17 protein-coding genes are annotated in these 23,006 nt (G+C 71.1%); 10 read left to right on the top strand and 7 right to left on the bottom strand.

All coding sequences use genetic code 11. The annotated features are described in order from the left end of the window. The first annotated feature begins 375 nt into the window (after nt 1-375). From aspS to rsgA, 6 genes are all read left to right on the top strand, one after another. Entirely contained in the window at nt 376-1,707 is a 1,332-nt protein-coding gene (gene aspS / locus F4554_RS08005; protein ID WP_179786800.1) for an aspartate--tRNA(Asn) ligase, read from the top strand. A gap of 168 nt (nt 1,708-1,875) precedes the next feature. Then, nucleotides 1,876-2,604 carry a DoxX family protein gene (locus F4554_RS08000; protein WP_179786799.1) on the top strand — a complete coding sequence of 243 codons (729 nt, stop codon included), beginning with the start codon at nt 1,876-1,878 and terminating at the stop codon, nt 2,602-2,604. Nucleotides 2,605-2,739: 135 nt separating this feature from the next. Further along, nucleotides 2,740-3,351, top strand: a complete 612-nt coding sequence (locus tag F4554_RS07995; RefSeq protein ID WP_179786798.1) for an ArsR/SmtB family transcription factor — start codon at nt 2,740-2,742, stop codon at nt 3,349-3,351. Between the two features lie 148 nt (nt 3,352-3,499). Beyond that, complete coding sequence (locus F4554_RS07990) at nt 3,500-4,825, top strand: MFS transporter (RefSeq protein WP_179786797.1); 1,326 nt, start codon at nt 3,500-3,502, stop codon at nt 4,823-4,825. A 70-nt stretch (nt 4,826-4,895) separates the two neighbouring features. Next, nucleotides 4,896-6,188, top strand: coding sequence for a 3-phosphoshikimate 1-carboxyvinyltransferase (aroA, locus tag F4554_RS07985; RefSeq protein WP_179786796.1), 1,293 nt, complete (start codon nt 4,896-4,898; stop codon nt 6,186-6,188). Further along, a complete protein-coding gene (gene rsgA, locus F4554_RS07980) occupies nt 6,185-7,234 on the top strand; it encodes a ribosome small subunit-dependent GTPase A (RefSeq protein ID WP_179786795.1) in 1,050 nt (349 codons plus the stop codon). Before aroA ends, rsgA begins: the two co-directional genes overlap by 4 nt. A 39-nt stretch (nt 7,235-7,273) precedes the next feature. On the opposite strand, the gene F4554_RS07975 is transcribed toward rsgA, so the two are convergent. Beyond that, nucleotides 7,274-7,765: a hypothetical protein gene (locus F4554_RS07975; protein WP_179786794.1), complete on the bottom strand. Its 492-nt coding sequence runs from the start codon at nt 7,763-7,765 to the stop codon at nt 7,274-7,276. A 168-nt stretch (nt 7,766-7,933) separates the two neighbouring features. Between F4554_RS07975 and F4554_RS07970 the strand changes: the two genes are divergently transcribed. The 3 genes from F4554_RS07970 to F4554_RS07960 all read left to right on the top strand — a co-directional run bounded on the left by F4554_RS07970 (nt 7,934) and on the right by F4554_RS07960 (nt 10,399). Continuing rightward, on the top strand, nt 7,934-8,728 hold the full coding sequence (locus F4554_RS07970; RefSeq protein WP_179786793.1) for an inositol monophosphatase family protein: 795 nt from the start codon (nt 7,934-7,936) through the stop codon (nt 8,726-8,728). A gap of 251 nt (nt 8,729-8,979) precedes the next feature. Next, the gene (locus tag F4554_RS07965) at nt 8,980-9,408 is read left to right on the top strand and encodes a CBS domain-containing protein (RefSeq protein WP_179786792.1); all 429 of its coding nucleotides are present in this window, start codon (nt 8,980-8,982) and stop codon (nt 9,406-9,408) included. Nucleotides 9,409-9,472: 64 nt separating this feature from the next. Beyond that, on the top strand, nt 9,473-10,399 hold the full coding sequence (locus tag F4554_RS07960) for a carbohydrate kinase family protein (RefSeq protein ID WP_179786791.1): 927 nt from the start codon (nt 9,473-9,475) through the stop codon (nt 10,397-10,399). Here the strand turns inward: F4554_RS07960 and hutI are convergent. Continuing rightward, nucleotides 10,381-11,565, bottom strand: coding sequence for an imidazolonepropionase (gene hutI / locus F4554_RS07955; protein ID WP_179786790.1), 1,185 nt, complete (start codon nt 11,563-11,565; stop codon nt 10,381-10,383). The two genes, F4554_RS07960 and hutI, sit on opposite strands and share 19 nt — an antisense overlap. 156 nt (nt 11,566-11,721) lie before the next feature. Between hutI and F4554_RS07950 the strand changes: the two genes are divergently transcribed. Further along, complete coding sequence (locus tag F4554_RS07950) at nt 11,722-12,243, top strand: GyrI-like domain-containing protein (RefSeq protein ID WP_179786789.1); 522 nt, start codon at nt 11,722-11,724, stop codon at nt 12,241-12,243. A gap of 25 nt (nt 12,244-12,268) precedes the next feature. Here the strand turns inward: F4554_RS07950 and F4554_RS07945 are convergent, their stop codons facing one another. From F4554_RS07945 to F4554_RS07925, 5 genes are all read right to left on the bottom strand, one after another. Continuing rightward, complete coding sequence (locus F4554_RS07945) at nt 12,269-12,898, bottom strand: hypothetical protein (protein ID WP_179786788.1); 630 nt, start codon at nt 12,896-12,898, stop codon at nt 12,269-12,271. A gap of 133 nt (nt 12,899-13,031) precedes the next feature. Continuing rightward, complete coding sequence (locus F4554_RS07940; RefSeq protein ID WP_179786787.1) at nt 13,032-15,554, bottom strand: polynucleotide kinase-phosphatase; 2,523 nt, start codon at nt 15,552-15,554, stop codon at nt 13,032-13,034. Continuing rightward, the gene (locus F4554_RS07935; protein WP_202889200.1) at nt 15,547-16,992 is read right to left on the bottom strand and encodes a 3' terminal RNA ribose 2'-O-methyltransferase Hen1; all 1,446 of its coding nucleotides are present in this window, start codon (nt 16,990-16,992) and stop codon (nt 15,547-15,549) included. The genes F4554_RS07940 and F4554_RS07935 overlap by 8 nt, the downstream gene beginning before the upstream one ends. 214 nt (nt 16,993-17,206) lie before the next feature. Further along, entirely contained in the window at nt 17,207-18,202 is a 996-nt protein-coding gene (locus F4554_RS07930) for a prenyltransferase/squalene oxidase repeat-containing protein (protein ID WP_179786786.1), read from the bottom strand. Further along, nucleotides 18,199-22,995, bottom strand: a complete 4,797-nt coding sequence (locus tag F4554_RS07925) for an ATP-binding cassette domain-containing protein (protein WP_179786785.1) — start codon at nt 22,993-22,995, stop codon at nt 18,199-18,201. The genes F4554_RS07930 and F4554_RS07925 overlap by 4 nt, the downstream gene beginning before the upstream one ends. Nucleotides 22,996-23,006: the final 11 nt, after the last annotated feature.

Raw genomic sequence — 23,006 nt, 5'->3', positions numbered from 1 at the left:
TCCCGGGTGCGGGCCGGTCGCCGCCACGCGTACGCTGGGCGCCAACGGCGACGACGGAGACAAGTAGCGCGGGCACCCCGGAGCCCAGAGAGCCGACCGGTAGCTGAGAAGGCGGCCTCCGACCCCGGCGCGAAGACACTCCCGAGCCGCGGGGAAGAACGCCGGTCTCGCGACCGGCAAGTAAGCCCCGCCGACCGGCCCCCGTCAACGGGCCCGAACGAGGCCTTCGGCCCCGCGTTCCGCGGGATCGACGGCGAAGGTGTGGTGGCACCGCGAGTCCCCCTCGCCCACACCCCAGGGGACGCAACCAGGCAGGGACCCGCCAAGAGACTGCCCAGCAGCCCCGGGGTCCCGCACCCGTGGGAGGTGACCACCATGCAGCGACCTGTCCAGGACTTCGAGCAGACCTCCGAGCAGACAGGTGTCCGTACTCTCGCCGCCGAGCTGCCCGCCCGGACCGGTGAGGACGTCCGGCTCGCGGGCTGGGTCCACCGCCGCCGGCGCCTCGCGTCCGTCACGTTCGTCGTACTCCGTGACCGCTCCGGTCTGGCCCAGGTCGTCGTGCGCGACCCGACCACCGTGGAACGCATCGAGGAGTACGCCGAGGAGACAGTCGTCGAGGTCACCGGGAAGGCCGTGGCCAACCCGCAGGCACCAGGAGGGGTCGAGGTCGACGAGCCGACCTTCACACCCCTCACCGACCCCGCACCGACCCCGCCGATCGAGCTGTGGCGCCCGGCTGTCAACGCCGGCCTGCCGACGTTGCTCGACCACGCGCCGGTCACGTTGCGGCATCCGCTGCTGCGGGCGCCGTTCGAGCTGGGGGCGGCGGCCGTCGCGGGGTTCCGGGAGACGCTGACGGATCTGGCGTTCACCGAGATCCAGACGCCGAAGATCGTGGCGTCGGCCACCGAGAGCGGCGCGAACGTCTTCCGGCTCGACTACTTCGGCCGGCCCGCCTACCTCGCCCAGTCGCCGCAGTTCTACAAGCAGACGATGGTGGGGGTGTTCGAGCGGGTCTTCGAGGTGGGTCCGGTGTTCCGGGCCGAGCCGCACGACACGGTCCGCCACTTGGCGGAGTACGTCTCGCTGGACGCGGAGTTCGGGTTCGTCCGGGACCACCGCGACGTCATGGAGGTCGTCTCCTCGGTCGTCGGCGGGATGCTGGCGGCGGTCGGCGAGCGGGCACCGGGCGCGCTGGACCGGCTCGGCGTGGAGCTGCCGAAGCTGCCACCGCGCGTGCCGGAGCTGCACTTCTCCGACGCACTCGCGCTGGTGGGCGCCGACCCGGACGAGCCGGACCTCGCGCCCGCGCACGAACGCGCGATCGGTGAGTGGGCGCTGCGCGAGCACGGCAGCGACTTCGTGTTCGTCGTCGGCTATCCGATGCGCAAGCGGCCGTTCTACACCCACCCGCAGCCGGACGACCCGCGCTGGTCGAACTCCTTCGACCTGCTGTTCCGCGGTGTCGAGCTCGTCACCGGCGGGCAGCGGCTGCACCGGTACGCCGACTATGTCGCGGCGCTGGAGGCGGCCGGCCAGCCGGCGGAGCCGTACGCGACGTACCTGGAGACGTTCAGGTACGGCATGCCGCCGCACGGCGGATTCGCGTTCGGGCTGGAGCGGTTCGTCGCCCGGCTGGTCGGCGCGGAGAACATCCGGCAGGTGACGCTCTTCCCGCGGGACCTGCACCGGCTGGCGCCCTAGGGCTGGGCCTGCCCGGCAACACCTCGTGTCCGGGTGCCGCGCCGATCGGCGCGGCACCCGGACACGAGCGCCACGCTGGGTGGCCGTCCGCCCGGATTCGGCCAGCGAGTCGGCGGCCGGAGGGAGGCGGAATGTTCGGACCACCCCCGGACGCGGTATGAAGATCCCATGACGCTCGTACGAATGATCGCTCGTCCGATGCTCGCGTCGACCTTCGTGGTCCACGGGGTCCGCGCGATCCGCAACCCCGACCCGCTGGTGCCGAGCGCGAAGTCGGTCACCGACCAGCTGGTGCCGACCGCCAAGCGAATTGCGCCGCCCGCGATCGCCGACCGGATTCCCGAGGACCCGCGCACCCTCGTCCGCATCAACGGCGCCGTCCAGGTCGTCGGCGGGATCGCGCTCGCCACCGGCGTCGGCCGCCGTTGGGGCGCGCTCGCGCTCGCCGCCTCGGTCCTGCCGACGACGTACGCCGGTCACGCGTTCTGGCAGGAGAGCGACGCGGAGGCGCGCGGCAGCCAGAAGGTCCACTTCCTGAAGAACGTCAGCATCTTCGGCGGACTGCTCCTCGCCGCGGTGGACACCGAGGGCAAGCCGGGCCTGGCCTGGCGGGCCAGCCACAGCGCCGAGCACACCCGCGCGGCGACCAGGCGGGTGACCCGCAGTGCCCGCCGGGAGGCGAAGATCGCCGCCCGGACCGCCCGGCAGGAGGCCAAGCTCGCCAAGCTGTTCGCCCGTCAGGAGGCCAGGCTCGCGGCCAAGGCGGCCAAGCCGGCCCGGATCACCCGCGGCACCAAGCGCGACGCGAAGCGGGCGGGCAAGGCCGCGAAGGCGCTGGGTTCGAGCGCCACGCACGCGGCCAAGCCGGTGCTGGCGAAGGCCGGTATCGGGAACTGACCCGGGCGAGGCCGAGCGACTTTCCGGCGCCGACCGGTCGGTGGACCCTGTCCGCCGCCCGGTCGGCGCCGGTTGGGTTCTGCCACCCGGCGCTGACCATCCGGAGTTTCCAGCGCCTGCCCTAGGGTCGGGCTCATGGCTCGCACCACTCCTTCAGGCCGTACGTCTCCGGCACGTCGTCCTGGCCGGCGGCGCCGTTCCCAGCTCACGCTCGAGGACCCGCGCGCCATCCGGGCACTCAGTCACCCCGCGCGCCTGACCGTGATCGACGAGCTGTACGGCGGACGGGTGGCCACGTCCACCGAACTCGCCGAGCTCACCGGCCTGACTCCGAGCGCGATGAGCTACCACCTGCGTGCCCTGGCCGAGCTCGGCATCGTCGAACGCGACGAGTCCGCCGCCGACGGGCGGGCCCGGCCCTGGCGCGCGGCCGCCAAGGCTTTGAACGTCTCCTCCCTCGCCACCCGCGCCCAGCAGGCGGCGGTCACCCTGCTCAGCGGTGCGCTGCTGGACGCGCAGCGCGCCGAGCTGGACGCCTACGTCGCCGGTGAGTCCACGCTGCAGGCTGAGTGGCGCGGCAAGGTCGGGCTGGACACCGGCACCGCCTACCTCACCGCGGCCGAGACCGAGCAGCTTCTCACCGCGCTACACGCGGCCGCGGAGCCGTTCCAGCGACTGGGCCGGCGGCGACGTGAGGGAACCCGGCGGGTGCGTACCTCCCTGCTGGTGGTGCCGATCGTCGACTAGGGGGTGCCCTGGGACTTGTCTCGTTCCGGCGCCCACACCGACCGCACGGCTCGGGCGAAAAACGCCCCTTGCCCTGGTCAGATATGAAGCATTACCTTCACATCTGACCGTCGCGCCGGCGTCGGTGCGGACTGCGCCAGGGGGCGGGATGACCAGCGGCACGACCGATGACGCCGAGCAGGACGCGCGAGCCGAGGGAGTCGCGCAGGACGAGCGGTTCGGCCAGGACGACCACGACGACGCCGACCGGGCCGGCGAGACGCCGGCGGGCCCACCCGTCCCACTGCACCGCAACCGCGACTTCCGGCGGCTGTGGGTCGGCCAGGCCTGCTCCGAGCTCGGCTCCGGCGCCGCCGGTCTGGCGTACCCGCTCCTGGTCCTGGCACTCACCGGCTCACCGATCCAGGCCGGGCTGGTCGGCGCCGTACGAATGGCGGCGGGCACGCTGTTCAGCCTGCCGGCCGGCGCGCTGGTGGACCGATGGAACCGGCGCCGCGTCCTGATCGGCTGCGAGGCACTGCGGGCGTGCGCGGCCGTCGGGCTGGTGGCCGCCATCGTCGGCGGGCGGGCGTCGCTGCCGCTCATCCTCGCGGTGGCGGTGGTCGAGGGCGGGGCCGGCGCGTTGTTCGGTCCGGCGCAAACCGCCGCGATACGCAACATCGTCCCGGCCGGGCAACTCCCGACCGCTGTGGCGCGCAACGAGGCGCGCGGTTACGCGGCCGAGCTGGCCGGACCACCGCTGGGTGGCGCGTTGTTCGCGGTCACCCGCTGGGCGCCGTTCCTCGCCGACGCGGTGTCGTACGTCGTCTCACTCGTCGCGGTGTGGCTTATCCGGCGGCCGCTGCGGGCCGAGTCCACCGAACGCCCCGAGCCGCTCGGCCGGGCGGTCTGGTCCGGGCTGCGGTTCGTGGTCGGTGAGCCGTTCCTGCGGGCGGTGCTGGTGCTCGCGCCGTTGGTGAACGCGGCGTTCACGGGGGTGCTGTTCGTCCTCGTGATGGTGCTGCTGCAACGCGGGACACCTCCCGCGGCGGTCGGAGCGGTCCAGTCCGCGATCATGGTCGGCGGTCTGCTCGGCGCGCTGGCCGCGCCGTGGCTGCAGCCGCGGATCCGCGTCCAGACACTCGTCATCGGCTTCCTGTGGGTCGTCACCGGCCTGGTCACCACGGCGGCGTTCGTGCCGGGCAGCTATCGGGTGGCTGCGCTGCTGGCGCTGGCGATCCTGCCCGCACCCACCCTCAACGCGGCGCTGGTCGGCTACCAGATCGCGGTCACCCCCGACCGCATGCAGGGCCGGGTGGACAGCGCGATCGGCCTGCTCGCCCAGTGTCTGCAGCCGCTCGCGCCGTTGCTCGGCGGTGCCGTCGTGGCCTGGTGGGGCGACCGCGGCGGGTTCCTCGCGTTCGCCGGGATTCTCGCGGTCGCGGCGGTGGTGGCCAGTCTGTCCAAGGGCGTACGAAACCTGCGGCCGCTGTAACTGTGACGTCCCGCCGCGGCCTGACGCGGCGGCGTACGCATCCCGGCCGGTCGGATACGCTCGGCGTTCGATGGGAAGTCTCGCCAGCGACCTGTGGACCGCGCCGCTCGCCGCCGCCGCGGTCGACGCCGACGTCCGCGTCCCCGGGTCGAAGTCGATCACCAACCGCGCGCTGCTGCTCGCCGCCCTCGCCGACGGCCCTTCCGTCGTCCGGCACCCGCTCCAGGCCCGGGACACCGCCCTGATGGCCGGGGCGCTGCGCACGCTCGGCACCGGGATCGAGGAGACGCCGCGAGGTTGGAACGTCACGCCCGAGCCGTTGCGCGGCCCGGGCCGGGTCGACTGCGGGCTGGCCGGAACGGTCATGCGGTTCGTCCCGCCGGTGGCGGTGCTCGCCCGCGGCGACATCGCCTTCGACGGTGACCCACGGGCGCGAGAACGGCCGATGGGACCCATCCTGTCCGCGCTGCGTGCCCTCGGTGGCACCGTCGACGACGCCGGCCGCAACGCGTTGCCGTTCACCGTGCGCGGCGCCGGCGCGATGCCGGGCGGCACGGTCGAGATCGACGCCTCGGCGTCCAGCCAGTTCGTCTCGGCCCTGCTGCTGGCGGGCGCCCGCTACGACGCCGGCGTCACGGTGCACCACGTCGGCAAGCAGGTTCCCTCGCTCCCCCACATCGACCTGACGGTGGCGATGCTCCGCGAACGCGGCGTGGCCGTCGACGACGGTGACGCGCACACCTGGCGGGTGGAGCCGGGTCCGGTCCGGGCGTACGACACCGAGGTGGAACCCGACCTGTCCAACGCCGCGCCGTTCCTCGCCGCGGGCCTGGTCACCGGCGGCCGGATCCGGGTGCTCGGCTGGCCCGAGACCACCGAGCAGGCCGGCGACGCGCTCCGGGAGATCTTCACCCTGATGGGTGCGCACGTACGCCTCGACAGCGAGGGGCTCACCCTGCGCGGACCGGACAGGATCGCCGGCGTCGACCTCGACCTGCACGACGCGAGCGAGCTGACCCCGGTGGTCGCCGCCGTCGCGGTGCTGGCCACCGGACCGTCCCGGCTGCGCGGGATCGCGCACATCCGCGGCCACGAGACCGACCGGCTGGCCGCGCTGGCGACCGAGCTCAACCGGCTCGGCGGTGACGTACGCGACACCGAGGACGGCCTGGAGATCACACCGCGCCCGTTGCGCGGCGGCGACTTCCGCACCTACCACGACCACCGGATGGCGCACGCCGCCGCCGTGCTCGGGCTGGTCGTTCCGGACCTGCGGGTGGAGGACATCGCCACCACCGGCAAGACCCTGCCGGACTTCGCGGCGATGTGGTCGGCCATGCTCGGCCAGGAGGCGGCTGCGTGAGTTCGCGGCAGCGCCGGTTCGAGGTCGACGACCACGAGAGCTACGGCCGACCGGCCCGGCGGACCCGCCCGCGCACCAAGCAGCGCCCGAACTACACCGACGCCACCACGGCCGTGGTGGTGACCCGGGACCGCGGCCGCTACACCTGTCGGGTGGAGGCCGGTGCGGTGACCACCGGGGATGCCGGGACTGCCGCAGATGCCGGCGCCCGCCAGGTGCTCGCGATGCGGGCCCGAACGCTCGGCCGCACCAGCGTCATCGTCGGCGACCGGGTGCGGCTGGTCGGCGACGTCTCCGGCGACCCGGGCACGCTGGCCCGGATCGTGGAGGTGGAGGAGCGCGCCACCGTGCTCCGGCGTACCGCCGACGACGACGACCCGATCGAACGCCCCATCGTCGCCAACGCCGACCAGTTGGTGATCGTCACCGCGCTGGCCGACCCACCACCTCGGCCACGGCTGATCGACCGGTGCCTGGTCGCGGCCTACGACGCCGACGTCGAGCCGCTGCTGTGCCTCACCAAGGCCGACCTGGCCTCACCCGACGATCTCCTCGACATCTACCGCCCGCTGGGCGTCCACTCGGTGGTGACCCGGCACGACGAGGAGCTCGGCGACCTGGTCCGCGAGCGGCTCGCGGGCCGCGTGAGCGTCCTGGTGGGTCACTCCGGAGTGGGCAAGTCGACGCTGGTCAACACGCTGATCCCGGACGCGCACCGGGCGACCGGCGAGGTCAGCGACGTCACCGGCCGGGGCCGGCACACCTCGACGCAGGCGGTGATGCTGCCGTTGCCGTTCGGGGGCTGGATCGTGGACACGCCGGGCATTCGGTCGTTCGGGCTGGCGCACGTCGACCCACATCGGCTGATCGGCGCGTTCGGCGACCTGGACGACGTGGCCGAGGAGTGCCCCCGCGGCTGTACCCATCAGCGGACCGAGCCGGAGTGCGCGCTGGACGATGCGGTGGCGGAGGGCCGGCTGGACGCCGCCCGGGTGGAGTCGTACCGCCGGTTGCTGGACTCCCGCGAGCTCCGCGCGGGCGATTAGGGCGTGTTGCGAACACGCCCTGGCACTTCCCTTCCCGTTCTATCCGCGGCCCCACACCGCGCGGGCGCCCGCGTCACCGGTGAGTACGACCTGGATCCCGGTCGCCACCGCGAGGCCGACGAGGACCACCGCCACCACCACCCGGACGGGCCGGGCGATCCCCTCGGCGCGACGCCGGCCCAGCTCCCAGCGCGGGCTCGGCGCGCCCGGCCCGCCGAGGACGAAGGCCGAGACCACGCTCCAGCAGAAGAACGCCGGCACCAGCCACTGCAGCACCTGGGCGCGGTGTTCGTGCGCCGCCACTTCCGCCGGCTTGCCCAACCGGTCGAACAACGCGTAGCCGCTGCGCACGGTGACGAACGTGGCCACCAGGGAGATCGCCGCACCCGCCAGCAGCGGCCAGCGCAGCAGCCACCGCCAGCGCGGAACCAGCGCGTACGCCAGAGCAGCGAACACCGTCAGCGGGACGAACACCACGACCAGGTGGTTGACGAGGACGTGCAGGGGAAGTCCGAAGGCCCGATCGAACATGCCACCCTCCAGGGTTCGTACTGCTACCGGTCACCACCGCGCGGCGACAGTCGGGGCGGGACGCCACGTGACCGACGGCGGTTTCCTACCCACACGCGGGGGCAGGGAGGGTGGTTCGATCAGCGGGTCGAAATGTGCGATCATCGCCCGCCCACTACCGTGTGCACCATGGCCTCGACGCACACCGAAGATCTGCGGCTCGCCCACATGATCGCCGACGACGCAGACGCGCTCACGATGAGCCGCTTCCGTGCGCTGGACCTGCAGGTGTCGACGAAGGCCGACGAGACACCGGTGAGCGAGGCCGACACCGCAGTCGAGGAGGCCGTCCGCCGCACTCTCGGCCGGGCCCGCCCGCGCGACAGCATCCAGGGCGAGGAGATGGGCCGCACCGGCTGGAGTGCCCGCCGCTGGATCGTCGACCCGATCGACGGCACCGCCAACTACGTACGCGGCGTGCCGGTGTGGGCCACCCTGATCGCGCTCGCCGTCGAGGAGGAGGTCACCGTCGGAGTGGTGTCGGCCCCCGCGCTCGGCCGACGCTGGTGGGCGTCGAAGGGCGACGGTGCGCACGCCGGGCGCAGCCTGCGGCTGGCCCAGCAGTGCCAGGTGTCGAAGGTGGCCACGCTGCCCGAGGCCTTCCTGTCGTACTCCGGTCCCGGCGAGTGGATCACCGAGGGACGCGGCGCCGGGTTCGGGCGACTGCTGGAAACCTGCGGACGCACCCGAGCGTTCGGCGACTTCTGGTCGTACATGCTGGTGGCGGAGGGCAGCGTCGACATCGCCTGCGAACCCGAGCTCGAACTGCACGACATGGCCGCGTTGAGTGTCATCGTGGACGAGGCCGGCGGACGGTTCACCTCCCTGGACGGCACCCCCGGCCCGTACGGCGGCAACGCGCTCGCCACCAACGGCCTGCTGCACGACGAGGTCCTCGGCCTGATCGGCGACCCGAAGGACTGACCCGGCGATCACCGCACCTGGTCGCCGGCCCCGCGATCACCTCGGCGATGATCGGGTGACCGCCAAGCCGCACTCGCCGGTGTCGGTGGCGAGCACTCCCCCCGGGCGGATCGGCGGACTTCGCGGAAATTACGCGCATACGCCACCGCGGGGGATTCCTCTACGGCCCGGTCCGGGCTAGCGTGCGCAGCACGGAAAGTTGGCCGGTGCCGGTCGCGGGTCGGCCCGGCAGGGTGCGAAGGGAGCCGGTGATGCGGATCAGCGACGTGCTGCGCGGCAAGGGCCCCAAGGTCGTGACGATCAGACCGGACGCCCCCGTACGCGACCTCCTCCAACTCCTGGACAGCGCCAACATCGGCGCCGTCGTGGTCAGCGAGGACGGCGCCACGATCACCGGGATCGTCTCCGAGCGCGACATCGTTCGCCATCTCGCCGACCCGTCCCGGCTCCTGGACCAGCCGGTGTCCACGATCATGACCAGCCAGGTGCACACCTGCGCGCCACACGCCACCGTGGACTCCCTGATGCGCCTGATGACCGAGCAGCGCATACGCCACGTCCCGGTCGTCGTCGACGGCAGGCTCGCCGGACTGGTCAGCATCGGTGACGTGGTGAAGACCCGGATCGGTGAGCTGGAGTTCGAACGCGAGCAGCTGGAGAACTACATCGCCCAGGCCTGACCGCCGGGCCATCATCGGCCCCATGCATTCCGATCGTCCTGGGCCGCGTGACCACCATGCGCCCATGCACTCCGATCGTCCTGGCTCAGACGTCGTCGTGTGCGGGCCGGCCTCGTGGAACCACGTCGTGCGGGTGGCCGAACTCCCCGCGCCGCGCCCGCACATGGTGCTCGCCGACGGCGACGTCGAGACGGTGGGTGGCACCTCGGCCGGCAAGGCGCTGCACCTGGTAGACCTCGGCCGGTCGGTGACGCTGCACACCGTGCTCGGTGGTGACGTCCATGCCGAACGCATCCGGGCCGCACTGACCGCGGCCGACGTCCCCCTGCGGGTGTGCCGGGTGCCCGGCGCCAGTGAGCGGCATCTGAATCTCATGGACCCCCACGGTGGCCGGCTGTCGATCTACCTCGACGTGCCGGAGGTTCCGGACAGAGGTCTGCCCGACGGCGGCTGCCCCGATCCCGGCCTGCGAGAACAGCTGGCCGGCGCCCGCGCGGTCGTCCTCGACCTGTCCGAGCACTCCCGGGACCTGATCGACGGCGTACGCCAGACCGGGGTGCCGATCTGGACCGACCTCCACGACTACGACGGCAGCAGCGAGTTCCACCGGCCGTTCATCGACGCCGCGTCGTACGTCTTCATGAACGCCGACGGGCTGGACGACCCGTTCGCGTTCATGCACACCCTGGTCGCGGACGGAGCGGACCTCGCGGTGTGCACACTCGGCGCGCAGGGCGCGGTGGCCGTCGACGACCGCCACGAGGTGCACCGGGTGCCGGCCGCTCCGGTGGCCGAGGTGGTGGACACCAACGGCGCGGGGGACGCGTTCATGGCCGGCTTCCTGCACGCGCACCTGTCCGGCTCCAGCACGCCGCAGGCGTTGCGCGCAGGGGCGCAGCAGGCCGTCCGCGCGCTCACGACCGTGCACCTGAGCCCGCTGCTGGACAAGGAGTCCTCCCGGCTCGGCGAGGGCTATCTCGGCCACGCGTGACCCGAGACCGGCCGGCCGTCCTTCCACACCTCGCGTACCAGCGGAACGCCCGGACGGTAGGCGAGATGCACGTACGACGGGGCGTCGAGCACCGTCAGGTCCGCCCGTGCACCGGGCCGCAGCACGCCCACGTCGTCGCGGCGCAGGGCCCGGGCACCGCCGGCCGTCGCCGCCCACACCGCCTCCGCCGGCGTCATCCCCATCTCCCGGACGGCGAGCGCGACGCAGAACGCCATGCTCGAGGTGTACGACGAGCCCGGGTTGCAGTCGGTGGCCAGCGCCACGGTCGCTCCCGCGTCCAGTAGCCGGCGCGCGTCCGGGTAGGGCGAGCGGGTGGAGAACTCCGCGCCGGGCAGCAACGTCGCCACCGTCGCCGAACCGGCCAGCGCGGCCACGTCCTCCTCGGACAGGTGCGTGCAGTGGTCCACCGAGGCGGCGCCGAGATCGACCCCCAGCCGTACGCCGGGACCGGGGCCGAGCTGGTTGGCGTGCAACCTGGGCGACAGCCCGGCCGTGATGCCGGCGGTGAGCACCGCGCGGGACTCGTCGGCGTCGAACGCGCCCCGGTCGCAGAAGACGTCCACCCACCGGGCCGTCGGCGCGCAGGCTGCCAGCATGTCGCCGCGTACGAGGTCGACGTAGTCGTCGCGGCGACCGGCGTACTCCGGTGGTACGACGTGCGCGCCGAGGTAGGTGGTCTCGGTGGTGAGGGAGGCGGCCACCGCGAGCGACCGGGCCTCGTCGCGCACCGTCAGGCCGTACCCGCTCTTGATCTCGACCGTGGTCGTGCCGCCCGCGAGCATCTCCGCGACCAGCGTGCCGGCCCGGGCGTGCAGCACCTCGTCCGGCGCCGCCCTCGTTTCACGCACCGTGGCACCGATCCCGCCCGCGTCGTAGGGGCGGCCGCTCATCCGGGCGGTGAACTCCTCCGCCCGCTCACCCGCGAACACCAGATGGGCGTGGCTGTCCACGAAGCCGGGCAGCACCGCCCGGCCGCCGCACCCGATCCGGCTGTCCGCGACCGGCGCCGACGTGGCCGGCCCGACCCAGCGGACGACACGGCCCTCCACGAGGACCGCGGCGTTCCGCAGCTCACCGAGGGCATCGTCGCGTTCCGGGTCGTTCGTGACGAGCAGACCGATGTCGTCCAGCAGGACCGTGACCATCCGCCGAGCCTGCCCCAGTCCGGCCCGGCCCGCCCGCGATTTCCGGACCCGACCGGGCGCGGAGTCCCGGAAATCGCGCTGACGTCGTGAACCGGTCGCGACGGCGACCGCGACGTTTACCGATGAGTTTCCGGTGCGCGACCGGTCTTTCCCCTCATGAGCGCACCGACGAACGGGGCCGATCCGCGCGTGGTCGAGCGTCCCGAGCAGCCCTACGCCGGAATCACCTCGCGGGTCACGATGAACACCATGAACGAGATCGCCGACCGGATGCCGGAGATCTTCGCCCGGCTGGCAGAACGCGGCGTCGCGCCGGCGTCGGCACCGTTCTTCCGCTACCACGTCATCGACATGGAACGCGAGCTCGAGGTCGAGGTCGGCGTCCCGGTGGCCGCTCCGGTCACCGACGATCCGGTCACCGACAGCGGACCGATCCGCGCCGGCGTACTCCCGGCCGGGAAGTACGTCACACTGACGCACGTCGGCCACCCGGACCAGCTCGTCGAGGTCACCGCCAGGCTGCTGGCGTGGGCCGCCGACCGGGACCTCGTGTTCGACGTCGAGAAGACCGAACGCGGCGACCGCTGGGGATCGCGGCTGGAGATCTGGCACACCAACCCGGCCGAGGAACCCGACCCGGCGAAGTGGGAGACCGAGCTGGCGTTCCGCCTGGCCTGATTCCGTCGTTCACCAAGCCCGTCGTTCAGGACCTCGGGCCGCAGAGCTGGATCGGGATGACGGTCTGCTCGTAGGTGCCGGACCGGTCGTCCACGAGACCGAGCGGGATGTCGTCGCGGTGCTCGACTCCGAGAGCCGACCAGCGCAGCCGGACCGACCAGACCGTGGTCGTCGTGCCCGGCCCGCACTTCGGCCTGACGGCGGTGATCCACAGATGGATCGCCTTGCCGGGCGGAATCGTGACGGGGAAGTTCCGCAGGTCGCTCGGAAGCCCGCCGCCCACTCGGTTCGCGGTCAGGAACGGCGTCCAGCCTGCCGCGCGGAGTTGGTCGCCGTCGTAGGGCGCCAGTCCCGACAGTCGCACCGTGTGCCGGCCGTCGTTTCTCAGCAGGTAGGCGACCTGGCCGCGTTGCCCCCGGTGCCCATGCAGCACCAACCGCGACGCGCCCCAGTCGTCGGACTCCAGGGTGACCGAACGACTCTTCGTGCCGGCGTAGGTGTCGATGTGCAGGGGCGCGTACGACAAGGAGTACGCGAACCAGCCCGCAGCCATCGCCGCTGCTGCCAGCAGCACCGCCACGAACGGCCACACCCGCCGCCAGCGCCGCCTGCCGGTCGTACTCGCCGACGCCGAGACCTCCGTAGCTGTCGCCATGCGTCTCCCCCCGCTGCCGAAGCTCCTGGCCCGGCTGACCGTGAGTATCGTCCGGCTGCGGGCTGCCGACCAGCCCAGGAGGGCGTCGGGTACGCAGTGGGCGGCCTGATCCGCACCCTTGAACGGCGGACCGTCACAGCCGCGGATCGACCGGCTCGGACTCCAGTGCGAGGACCGCGAAGACCGACTGGTGCACCTTCCAGAGGGGCTCGTGGCCGACGAAGGCGGTCAGTGCCTCCAGCCCCAGTCCGTGCTCACGCTGGGCGAGCTGGCGCTTCTTCCCCAGGTGGCGTTCCCGGAGCACATCGAGGGAGTCGGTGTAGTCGGGGCCGTAGATGATCCGGAGGTACTCCCGGCCACGCACCTTGATGCCGGGCTGGACCCGCCCCTCCACCAGGTGCGCGGGCTTGACCACCATGCCCTCTCCCCCGTCGGCGGTGAGGTCGAGCCACCACTGGGTGGCCGCATCGCGTTCGTCCGGCGAGGCGAGGTCGACGAACCGGTGCCGCGTCGGCGTGATCAGGTCGCCTTCCAGCTTCGCGAGCTCGGCGAGGTGCCACTCGTGCGACTCGGTGAGCGCGAGCGCGCGGCCCTCGCAGGCGAGGATCTGGAACGGCGCGAGAGTCACGCCCTCCAGCCCGTCGGTGGGCCGGACGTAGGCGGCGTAGGCGTCCCGGAACGCCCCGGCGTTCTCCAGTCGCCGCCGCGACCTGTCGAGGAGGCCGCCGACGTCGAGCCCGCGCGTCGCGGCCTGCTCCAGCACGGCGAGTGCCTCGGGCAGCGCGCTGCGGGCAGCCGCGCCCACCGACGCGTACTGCGCCTTGATGAGATCGACGGCCTTGGCCGACCAGGGCAGGAGCTCGCAGTCGAGGGCGAGCCAGTCGGTGTCCAGCGACTCGAACAACGGGTCGGCCGCGCGGCGCAGCCGGTCGACGAGTTCGGCGGTGTCGGCGAAGAACGGCCGGCCGGTGCGGGTGTGGACCACTCCGGTGGTGCCGTCCCCGACACCGAAGCGTCGCTCGGCGGCGTCGGCATCCTTGGCGATGACCGCGATGGCGCGCGAGCCCATGTGCTTCTCCTCGCACACCACGCGCGAGACGCCCCAGCCGGCGTACTCCTCGAAGGCCTGCTCAGGGCGCTCCAGGAATCCGTCCGCCTTAGAGGTCGCGACCGGTGACATGGTGGGCGGCAGGTAGATCAGCCACCGCGGGTCGACCGCGAAGCGGCTCATGATCTCCAGCGCGGCCGCGGCGTTCTCCTCCGGGATCTTGACCTTGCCGGCGTGGGTGGTCTCCAGCCAGCGGGTGCCGGCGACGTCGCCGATCCGAAGGACCGAGGGCTCCCGGTCCGCCGCGGACGGAACGAGGGGACGGACCGGCTCGTACCACTGCTGTTCGGCCGGGACCGAGACGATCCCGCGCTCGGGGTAGCGCAGCGCGGTGAGCGCCCCACCGAAGACGACTCCGGTGTCCAGGCAGATGGTGTTGTTGATCCACTCCGCCTTCGGGACCGGGGTGTGGCCGTAGACGACGATCGCCTGGCCGCGGTACTCCTGTGCCCACGGGTAACGGACGGGCAGGCCGTACTCGTCGGTCTCGCCGGTCGTGTCGCCGTACAACGCGAACGAACGCACCCGGCCGGACGAACGTCCGTGGTAGGACTCCTTCAGCCCGGCGTGCGCGACGACCAGCTTTCCGTCGTCGAGGACGTAGTGGCTGATGAGGCCGTCCATGAACCGGTACGCCTGGGCACGGAACTCCTCCGGTTCGCTCTCCAGCTGGCTGAGCGACTCGGCCAGGCCGTGGGAGACGGTCACCTTGGCGCCCCTGAGGGCACGTACGAGCTTGGCCTCGTGGTTGCCGGAAACGCAGAGGGCGTTGCCGGACGCGACCATGCCCATCACGAGGCGGAGTACGCCGGGTGTGTCCGGGCCACGGTCGACGAGATCGCCGACGAAGACGGCCTGCCGGCCCTCGGGGTGCGTGGCGCCGACGGCCGCGGTGCCGTCGTACTCGAGCTTCCAGCCCAGTTCGGTGAGCAGGGTACGCAGCTCGCAGGCGCAGCCGTGGACGTCGCCGATGAGGTCGAACGGGCCGTGGACTTCCTTTCGGTCGTTCCACGGACGCTCCCGGACTATCTCGACTCTGCCGATCTGGTCGGCACCGAGGAGTACGTGGACGCGGCGGAAACCCTCCCTGTTCAGTCGCCGGAGCGACCGTTTGAGGTCACGGTGCTGGCGGGAGACGACGTGACTGCCGAAGGTGCGGTCGGGCCGCTGCCTGTTCCGCTCGATCGCGACCCGCTCGGGGACGTCCAGGACGATCGCGTCGACCAGCACGTCGTGGCTCTTCGCGAGTTTGATCAGCCCCGCGCGCGCCGCCTGCTGGACGTTGGTGGCGTCGACGACGGTGAGCAGGCCGCGGCGCAGCCGGGTGCCGACGATGTAGTGGAGTACGTCGAAGGCGTCCGGGGTGGCCGACTGCTCGTTCTCGTCGTCGGCCACCAGACCACGGCAGAAGTCGCTGGAGAGGACCTCCGTGGGCTTGAAGTGGGTACGGGCGAAGGTGGACTTCCCGCTGCCGGAGACGCCGACCAGGACGACGAGTCCCATGGCGGGCACGGTGACCTTCTGCGTGCCGGTTTCCGCGTCAGTCATCGTTGCCCTCCTTTCGGGTGAAGATCGCCAGCTGGGTCGGGGCGCCGAGCGTCTCGTCGATCTCGCCGATGCCTCGCAGCTCGACCCGGTAGCCGTAGGTCGCGGCGACGCGGCCGGACCACTCGGTGAACTCGTCGCGGGTCCACTCGAACCGGTGGTCCGGGTGCCGCATGCCCGCGAGTCCTTCGTAGAGCACGTTGTACTCGGCGTTGGGGGTCGTCACGATGACGGCCCCCGGCCCGGCCGCCCCGAACACCACGCGTTCGAGCGCCTCCAGGCGGGGCGGATCGACGTGCTCGACGACCTCCATGAGCACGGCGGCGTCGAAGCCCGCGATCCGGTCGTCCTCGTAGGTGAGGGCGCTCTGGAACAGCTCGACCCGCTGAGCCTGCCGCTCGCTCATCCGATCCAGACGCAGGCGCCGGGCGGCGTACTGAAGAGAACGGGTGGAGACGTCGCTGCCCGCGATACGCGTGAACACCGGGGTCTTCACGAGCCGGCCCAGGAACTGGCCCGGGCCGCAGCCGAGGTCGATCACCGTCCTCGCTCCCAGGTCGAGCAGGGCTTGGTGGACCGCGTCGTGTCGCTGGACGTTGAGCGGAACCCGCTTCTCCTCCGGCTGCAGGAGGTCCTCGTCGTCGGCCGGCTCGAGGGCCTCCTCGACCTCGTCGCCGAGCTCGGCAAGCCGGGCCAGTGCGGTCCGGGTCAGTCCACTGCGACGGCCGAGATAGCGGCGGGTGATGAGGGCGGCTTCCGGGTGGCTGCCGAGCCAGCCCTCCCCCGACCTCAGCAGCTTGTCCACCTCGTCGGGACCCTGCCAGTAGTGCTTGGACTCGTCCAGCACCGGCAACAGCACGTGCAGCTGGTTGAGCGCGTCGGCAAGCCTGACGACGCCGGTCAGCCGAAGGCGGAGGTATCGGGAGTCGCCCCACTCGGCGAACGCCTCGTCGAGCGGGATGGGCTCGGCCTCGACCACCCAGCCGAGGGGTTCGAACAGCCGGTGGGCGATGTCGGCACCACCTCGGCACGGAAGCGTGGGAACGACGATCTCGAGCGGGATCGCCGAGTCGGCCAGCTCCTGCCGGGAGGCGCATCGTCCGCTCCGGGCGGTACTGAACACGTCGGCCATCGCCACACCCAGCAGTGACGACGCGGCGTAGGACCGGTCGTTGACGTACTGCGCGAGGCTGAAGTCGGGAGCGTTCCTGGCCTGTGACCGGGCCAGCCGCACCGGGTCGACGTCGAGCAGGAGCGCGACGGTGCAGCGTTGCGTGGTGGCTTCGGGGTAGAAGACCGTCACGGTGCCGAACGACTGCCTGAAGTCCTGCACGCGGTCGGGATGCTTGTGCAGGAGGTAGCCGAGATCCGTCGCCGGCTGGTGGGTGGTCGAGACGGTCAGCAGCACCCGCCCAGTCTGCCCGACGGGCCGGTGCGCCATCGACGGAAATTCCTCGATCGGGTCCCGAGCCGCGGTGTCAGCCGACGAACTGCTACAGGGTCGTCGGGCCATTGATCGTGTCAGGACGGGGTCAACGGACGCCCGAGGTTCACGGCTGGCTGACGCCATACCGCCCGGCCCTGTGGAGGAACCTCCGTCAGTCACGAGATGTCCGCCACGTGGTGTCGTGCCATCTCGGTCAGTTCGGGGCCTGTCAGTATCGTCGCCGGCCGCGCCGGTAGGGGGTGAAGTTAGCTGGTTCTTGGTTGCCGATCCAGTGCCCGTCGTCCAACCGGCGAAGGCTGGTTTCGAGGTCGAGGGTGAGCCAGCCGGAGAGTTGTGGGTGGGTGGGGTGTTGCCATAGTCCGTATGGGCCGCGCAGCGTCTGCAGGTAGTCGACCAGGTCGTGGACTCGGCGATCTTGTGGGGAGACTCCGCATCGGGAGGCGAGGTCGAGGAGGAAGACGAGGTCGAAGGTGGTGTAGAAGGTGACCTGTCCCGTTGGTGGTTCGAACCCGACCAGTCGTGAGACTTCCCAACCGAGGGTCGCCGCGTCTCGGGTCTCGCGGGCGAGGAGGTGGTCGACGCCGACCCGTGCGACGTCGGATCGGCGTCGTTGCGGGTGCAGCGTCAGACAGGCGACAACGCCGGTGGTAGCGGATCGGCAGCCGAGGCCTCGGGTGAGACGCCGGTATTCCCTTTCCCGTTGGGTCGGACGTCCATCTTTGCCGAGGTCGGCTTTGGGGCCTGCCGGCCAGGATCCATCGGGGAGACGTACGTTGAGGAGCCATTCATAGGCATGTTCGGCACGGGGATCGGTCGCGAAGCCGGCGGCTGCGATCCCGCGGAGTGGCACGACCGTGTGCATGGTGACGAAGCGCGCGCCCTCGATCGGGCCGAGGCCGGCGGGCGGTGTTGACCAGGAGCCGTCGGGTTGCTGGCGGCTGAAGATCTTTTCGACCGCGGCTGCGGTGGCTGGCCCGCGGTAGCCGAGGTACGCGAGTTGGCAGAGCAGGTAGCCCGCGAGATAGGGCCGGGTTTCTGCTGCGGCGAGCTGGGTGAGGAGTGCGCCGATCTCTGCGCTTTGATCGATCTCGGTGCGCCAGGAGCGGATGTCGGCGTCTTCCCCGCTGGCACCTTCGAGTTCGCGGGCGGCTCGCCAGCGCAGCGATGGGGACGGGTCGCCGAGTAGCAGGGTGCTGATGTTCATGGCAGCGGCTCGGGCAGGTAGGGCGCGCTTGGGGTGTCGGCTTTGGTCATTTGCTCGGGTGGGCCTTGGAAGATGATCTGGCCGCCGTCTGGTCCGGCGCCTGGCCCGAGCTCGATGAGCCAGTCGCACGCGGCCAGGAATACCGGATCGTGTTCGACGACGAGCACGCTGTTGCCGGCGTCGACGAGTGTGTCGAGCGCATGGACGAGGACGGTGACGTCGGTTGCCTGGAGACCGACGGTGGGTTCGTCCAAGACGTAGAGGGCTGCTGCCTTGGTGGGTCGGGCGAGCTCCTTGGCCAGCTTGAGTCGTTGCGCTTCGCCACCGGAGAGGCTCCAGCCGGGCTGGCGGAGGACGAGGTAGCCCACGCCGAGGTCGACGGCGGCCCGTCCCACCCGACGTACGGCGTCGAGGTCGCCCCATTTGTCGAGGAGTTCGGCGATGGTGAGGGCTTCGATGTCGACGAGCGTCCGGTTGCGGTTCAGCAGGGTGGCGGCCTCACGGCGGTACCCGGATCCTTGGCAGGCGTCGCAGGTCTGGGCCACCGTCGGCAGGAACGCCATGTCCTGTTGCCAGATGCCTTTGCCTTTGCAGGCGTCGCAGCGATAGCTGAGGTCCTTGATCGTGATGTGTTGCTCGATGGCGGTCTCGGTGGCGGCGAACTCCTTCCGGACCGCGCCGATGAGCCCGAGGAACATGCCGGGTGAGGTGATCTCGGCACGGGACTGGTCGGCGACGACGGTCCGGCTGGGTGCGCCGGAAATCTCGTCGTGGTCTCCTGGCTGGACGCGGATCATGCCGCTGCCCGGGATGTTGGTTTTGGGTCGCGCCAACCCCAGGGCGATGGTGTCGACGACGAGTGAGGATTTCCCCGAGCCGGATACGCCGCAGAAACCGACCTGGACGCCGAGCGGGATGCGCAGGTTGAGGTCGTGCAGGTTGTTCTCTCGTGCACCGGTGACGTGCATCCAGCCATTCGGTGTCCGGTGCCTGCGGCGCGGGACTGAGACTTGTCCGTCGAGTACCGGCCGGGTAACAGACTGGGGGTCGTCGAGTTCGACGATTCGGCCGCCGGCCTGGCCGGCGCCGGGGCCGATCTCGATGACGTCGTCGGCGGCTCGGATGAGTGCGGGGTCGTGGTCGACCGTGATCACGGTGTTGCCGGCGTCTCGCAGGTCGACCAGGGTGCGGGCGAGCGCGTCGACTTCGGTGGGATGCAGGCCCCGGGTCGGTTCATCGAGGAGCAAGGTGGTGCCGACCAGGCCGGCGCCGAGTACCGATGCCAGCTTGATCCGTTGTGCTTCACCGGCGGACAACGTCCAGCTCAGCCGGTTCATGTTGAGGTAGCCAAGCCCGACCGAGCCCAGGAAGCCGAGGCGCTGCAGTGCCGCTGCGCGGGCATCGGCCGCTGACTGGTCCTCGGGCTCATCCATCGACGCCAGTATCGCTGCCAGCTCGGCGAACGACGCGGAGAACAAGTCGTTGCGGTCGTGGCCTTGGAGCCGGATCGCCAGATAGGGAGCGCGCAGGAGTCGGCCGCCGCACTCCGCGCAGGGGAACGCCGTGGTCTGTCCGCCGCCCAGGTCGTACTGGGCCCAGTGGTTCAGTCCGATCCAGGACTCCACGGAGAACTCGCTGGTTGGCGATGGGTCGCCGAACATGATCGTCTGGCGTGCTTCTTCGGTCAGTTTCGACCAGGGCGTGGTTGCGAGGTCGAACCCGTAGCGGTCCATCAACGCGCGCAGGGAGGCGTTGCCGCCGGTGCCTTCCTTGCAGAAGTAGCCGAGCAGTGCCATCGATGCCGAGGACATCGCCGACGGGCCCCCGCCACTCCCGCCGAAGCAGCCGTCACAGATCGGCGCATCGGGGTCCACGATCCACTGGTCGAAGTTGAACTTCCTTGTCACGCCCATGCCCAGGCACTGCGGGCAGATGGCAACCGGCGATCCCATCAGGTGACGCGGCTCGATCGGCACTGCGGCGGCGTCACAGTCGTCGCACTTCCACGCCGCGTCGACCACTGGGGACGTCCTGCGCACGTTGGTGCCGCCGCAGGTCAGACATGCGCGTACGCCGCTGCGTGCGAGGACGATGGAGATCAGGCGATCGAGGTCGCTGGCCTGCCCAACCGTGCCACGCGTCGCACCCCTGCCGTCCGAGGACCATGACGGTGCCCGGATGGCGGCGGCGTCGATGACCATCGTCGGGCCGAGCCCGGTCAGCGAGTCGACCGGGGCTTCTGGCCCTTCGCGTACCGACTGACGTTCATAGACCGACAGGCACTCCAGCAAGCGGCGGGTCGCCTCGGCCGCGACCACGTCGCGTACCAGTGACGACTTGCCCGACCCGGACACGCCCGTCACCACGGTGAACGCGCCCTTGGCGAAGTCGGCGTCGACACCCTGCAGATTGTGGGCGCGAGCACCCTGCACCCGGATGGCGTTGCTGGATCGTCCTCGTTTGCTCGGCTCGGCGCGTGGCCGCACCTTTGGCAGGGTCTCGGCGATGGGAGGCCCGCAGTGCTGCAGACGACCGCCATCCGGGCCGCCGCCGGGGCCAAGGTCGATGCGCCAGTCGGCGGCTGCGATCACGTCTGCTTGGTGCTCGATGACGACCACCGTGCAGCCCTTGTCGGTCAACCTGTCCAGTACGGAGAGCAATCGATCGAGGTCGCCAGGGTGCAGTCCGGTGGTGGGCTCGTCGAGCAGGACCAGGTCGCCGGCCCAGGCCTTGGCCAGCTCGCGGGTCAGTCGTACGCGTTGAGCCTCGCCACCGGAAAGGCTCGGCGACGGCTGTCCCAAGGTCAGGTAGCCCAGACCGACCTCCTGTAAGGAATGTAGGACTCGGGTCACGGCCAGATGGTCGGCGAACACGTCTGTAGCGTCGTCGACGCTCAGTGCCAACACGTCGGCGATCGATCGGCCGGCCCAGGTCGCTTCGAGGACCTCCGGCCGATACCGGCTGCCGGCGCAGGTTTCGCAGGGCAGCCAGATCGGTGCCAGATAGGCCATGCCGACCGCCACCGATCCCATGCCCTCGCAGTCTGGGCACGCACCCTCAGCCCGGTTGAAGGTGAAGTCCGATGCGGGCCGTCCGGTCTTGTCGGCGAACACGTCGCGGATCCGGTCGAAGACCTTCGTGTAGGTTGCCGGGTTCGATCGGGGGTTGTTGCCCAGCGGCGACTGATCGACCGCCCGAGCCCGCATCACCGGCGCTTTGAAAGATCCGCACCCGACCGGGCCGCGCTCACGCAGCGATGCCAGCAACACCTCATGAGCCAGGGTGGTCTTGCCGGCCCCGGACGGTCCGGTGATCACCGTCAGCGAACCGAGCGGGATCTCGCAATCGACCGAGCGGAGATTGCGCAGCCCGGCCCCGGTGATGCGGATCCGGTCCTCCGATACCGGTCGGTGCGGCCGATGCTGTCCGTTGGTCGCCGAGAAGCTAATGCCCGAGGCTGTGTCGGCCTTCCACAGGTCTGCAGGAGGGCCCTGGAACACCACGCGCCCACCGTTCGCTCCACCGCCCGGGCCGATCTCCACGACATCGTCGGCCATCGCGACCGCCACCGGGTCGTGCTCGACCATCAGCACCGGGCCGGGCAGCGTCGCGATCGCACCCAGCAGCCGGCTCAGATCGCTGTGATGCAACCCGATCGTCGGCTCGTCCAGGACATGCAACAGATCCTCCAGGCGTCCCGACAGCACGACCGCGAGCCGAGTGCGTTGCGCCTCACCGCGCGAAAGGGTCGGCATCGACCGGTCGAGCGTGAGATAGCCAAGACCCAACTGCTCCAGTGGCCGCAGCCGACGTAACAACTCCTCCCGAACCCGGCGAGCACGCGGCCCGACCGGGAGCCGCTCCACGAAGTCGAGGACCTCAGTCACCGATCGGCCCAGCAGCTGCTGGAGGGTGACGCCGGCGATCCGGTGCGAGGAGGTGTCGGTATCGCCACGGAAGGCCGCCGGTGCCAGCGGCCGGACCCACGCGCCGCACTGCGGGCAGATCGGCGCCCGCAGCACCGGCGTCCCGCCGAGCAAGATCTCAGCCCTGCCCAGCCCGTCGGCCTGCTCCAACGCCGCCCGGACCTCGGCCGCCGACATGCCGGCTCGCAGCGTCGCCACACGGACCACGACGTCATGCAGCAGTGCTGGGTCGAGGCGAGGGACACGACTCCTCGGCGTCGCCGCCCACCGGCGGCCGTCGACCATCACCTGAGCGAATTGGCCGCGGACACCCTCGAGTAGACGGTCGTGACTGCCTGACAGGTGGCGGACGATCGCGACCTCGACCTCATCCTGGCCGGCCAGCAGATCCAGTGCCGTGGTGAGCCGTTCCTCGCTGGAGAGTGCGCGGACCGGCACGTGACACCGGGGACATTCGACCTCGGCGAACCGTGAGTACAGAATCCGCAGGAACGGATGCAACCCGACCGAACTGGCAACCGTCGAGGCCGGGTTCCGGTTGAGCACATTCTGGGCAACTGCGACCGCCGGCCCGAGCCCATCGATCCTGCGGACCTGAGCAGCCGGTACCCGAGTCCGGGTCCCACCCAGGGCCAACGCCTCGACAAACCGTCGGTGCGCCTCCGAATAGACCACATCGAACGCCAGCGATGACTTACCCGACCCCGACACACCCACCACGGCAGTCAGCCCGGGCCCGAAGCTGACGTCGACCTCGCGCAGATTGTGCTCAGCGGCGCCCTGCACCCGAAGAATCCGACCCGGCTGGCGCGGCTTGGTTCCACGGGAGCGCTGGACTGCTCTGTCTGCGAGGACGTTGTGGTCCACCCCGCCAGCCT

Origin of the sequence: Actinopolymorpha rutila (assembly GCF_013407855.1) — a bacterium.
Classification (GTDB): domain Bacteria; phylum Actinomycetota; class Actinomycetes; order Propionibacteriales; family Actinopolymorphaceae; genus Actinopolymorpha; species Actinopolymorpha rutila.
This window is presented reverse-complemented; position numbering and strand designations above follow the sequence as displayed.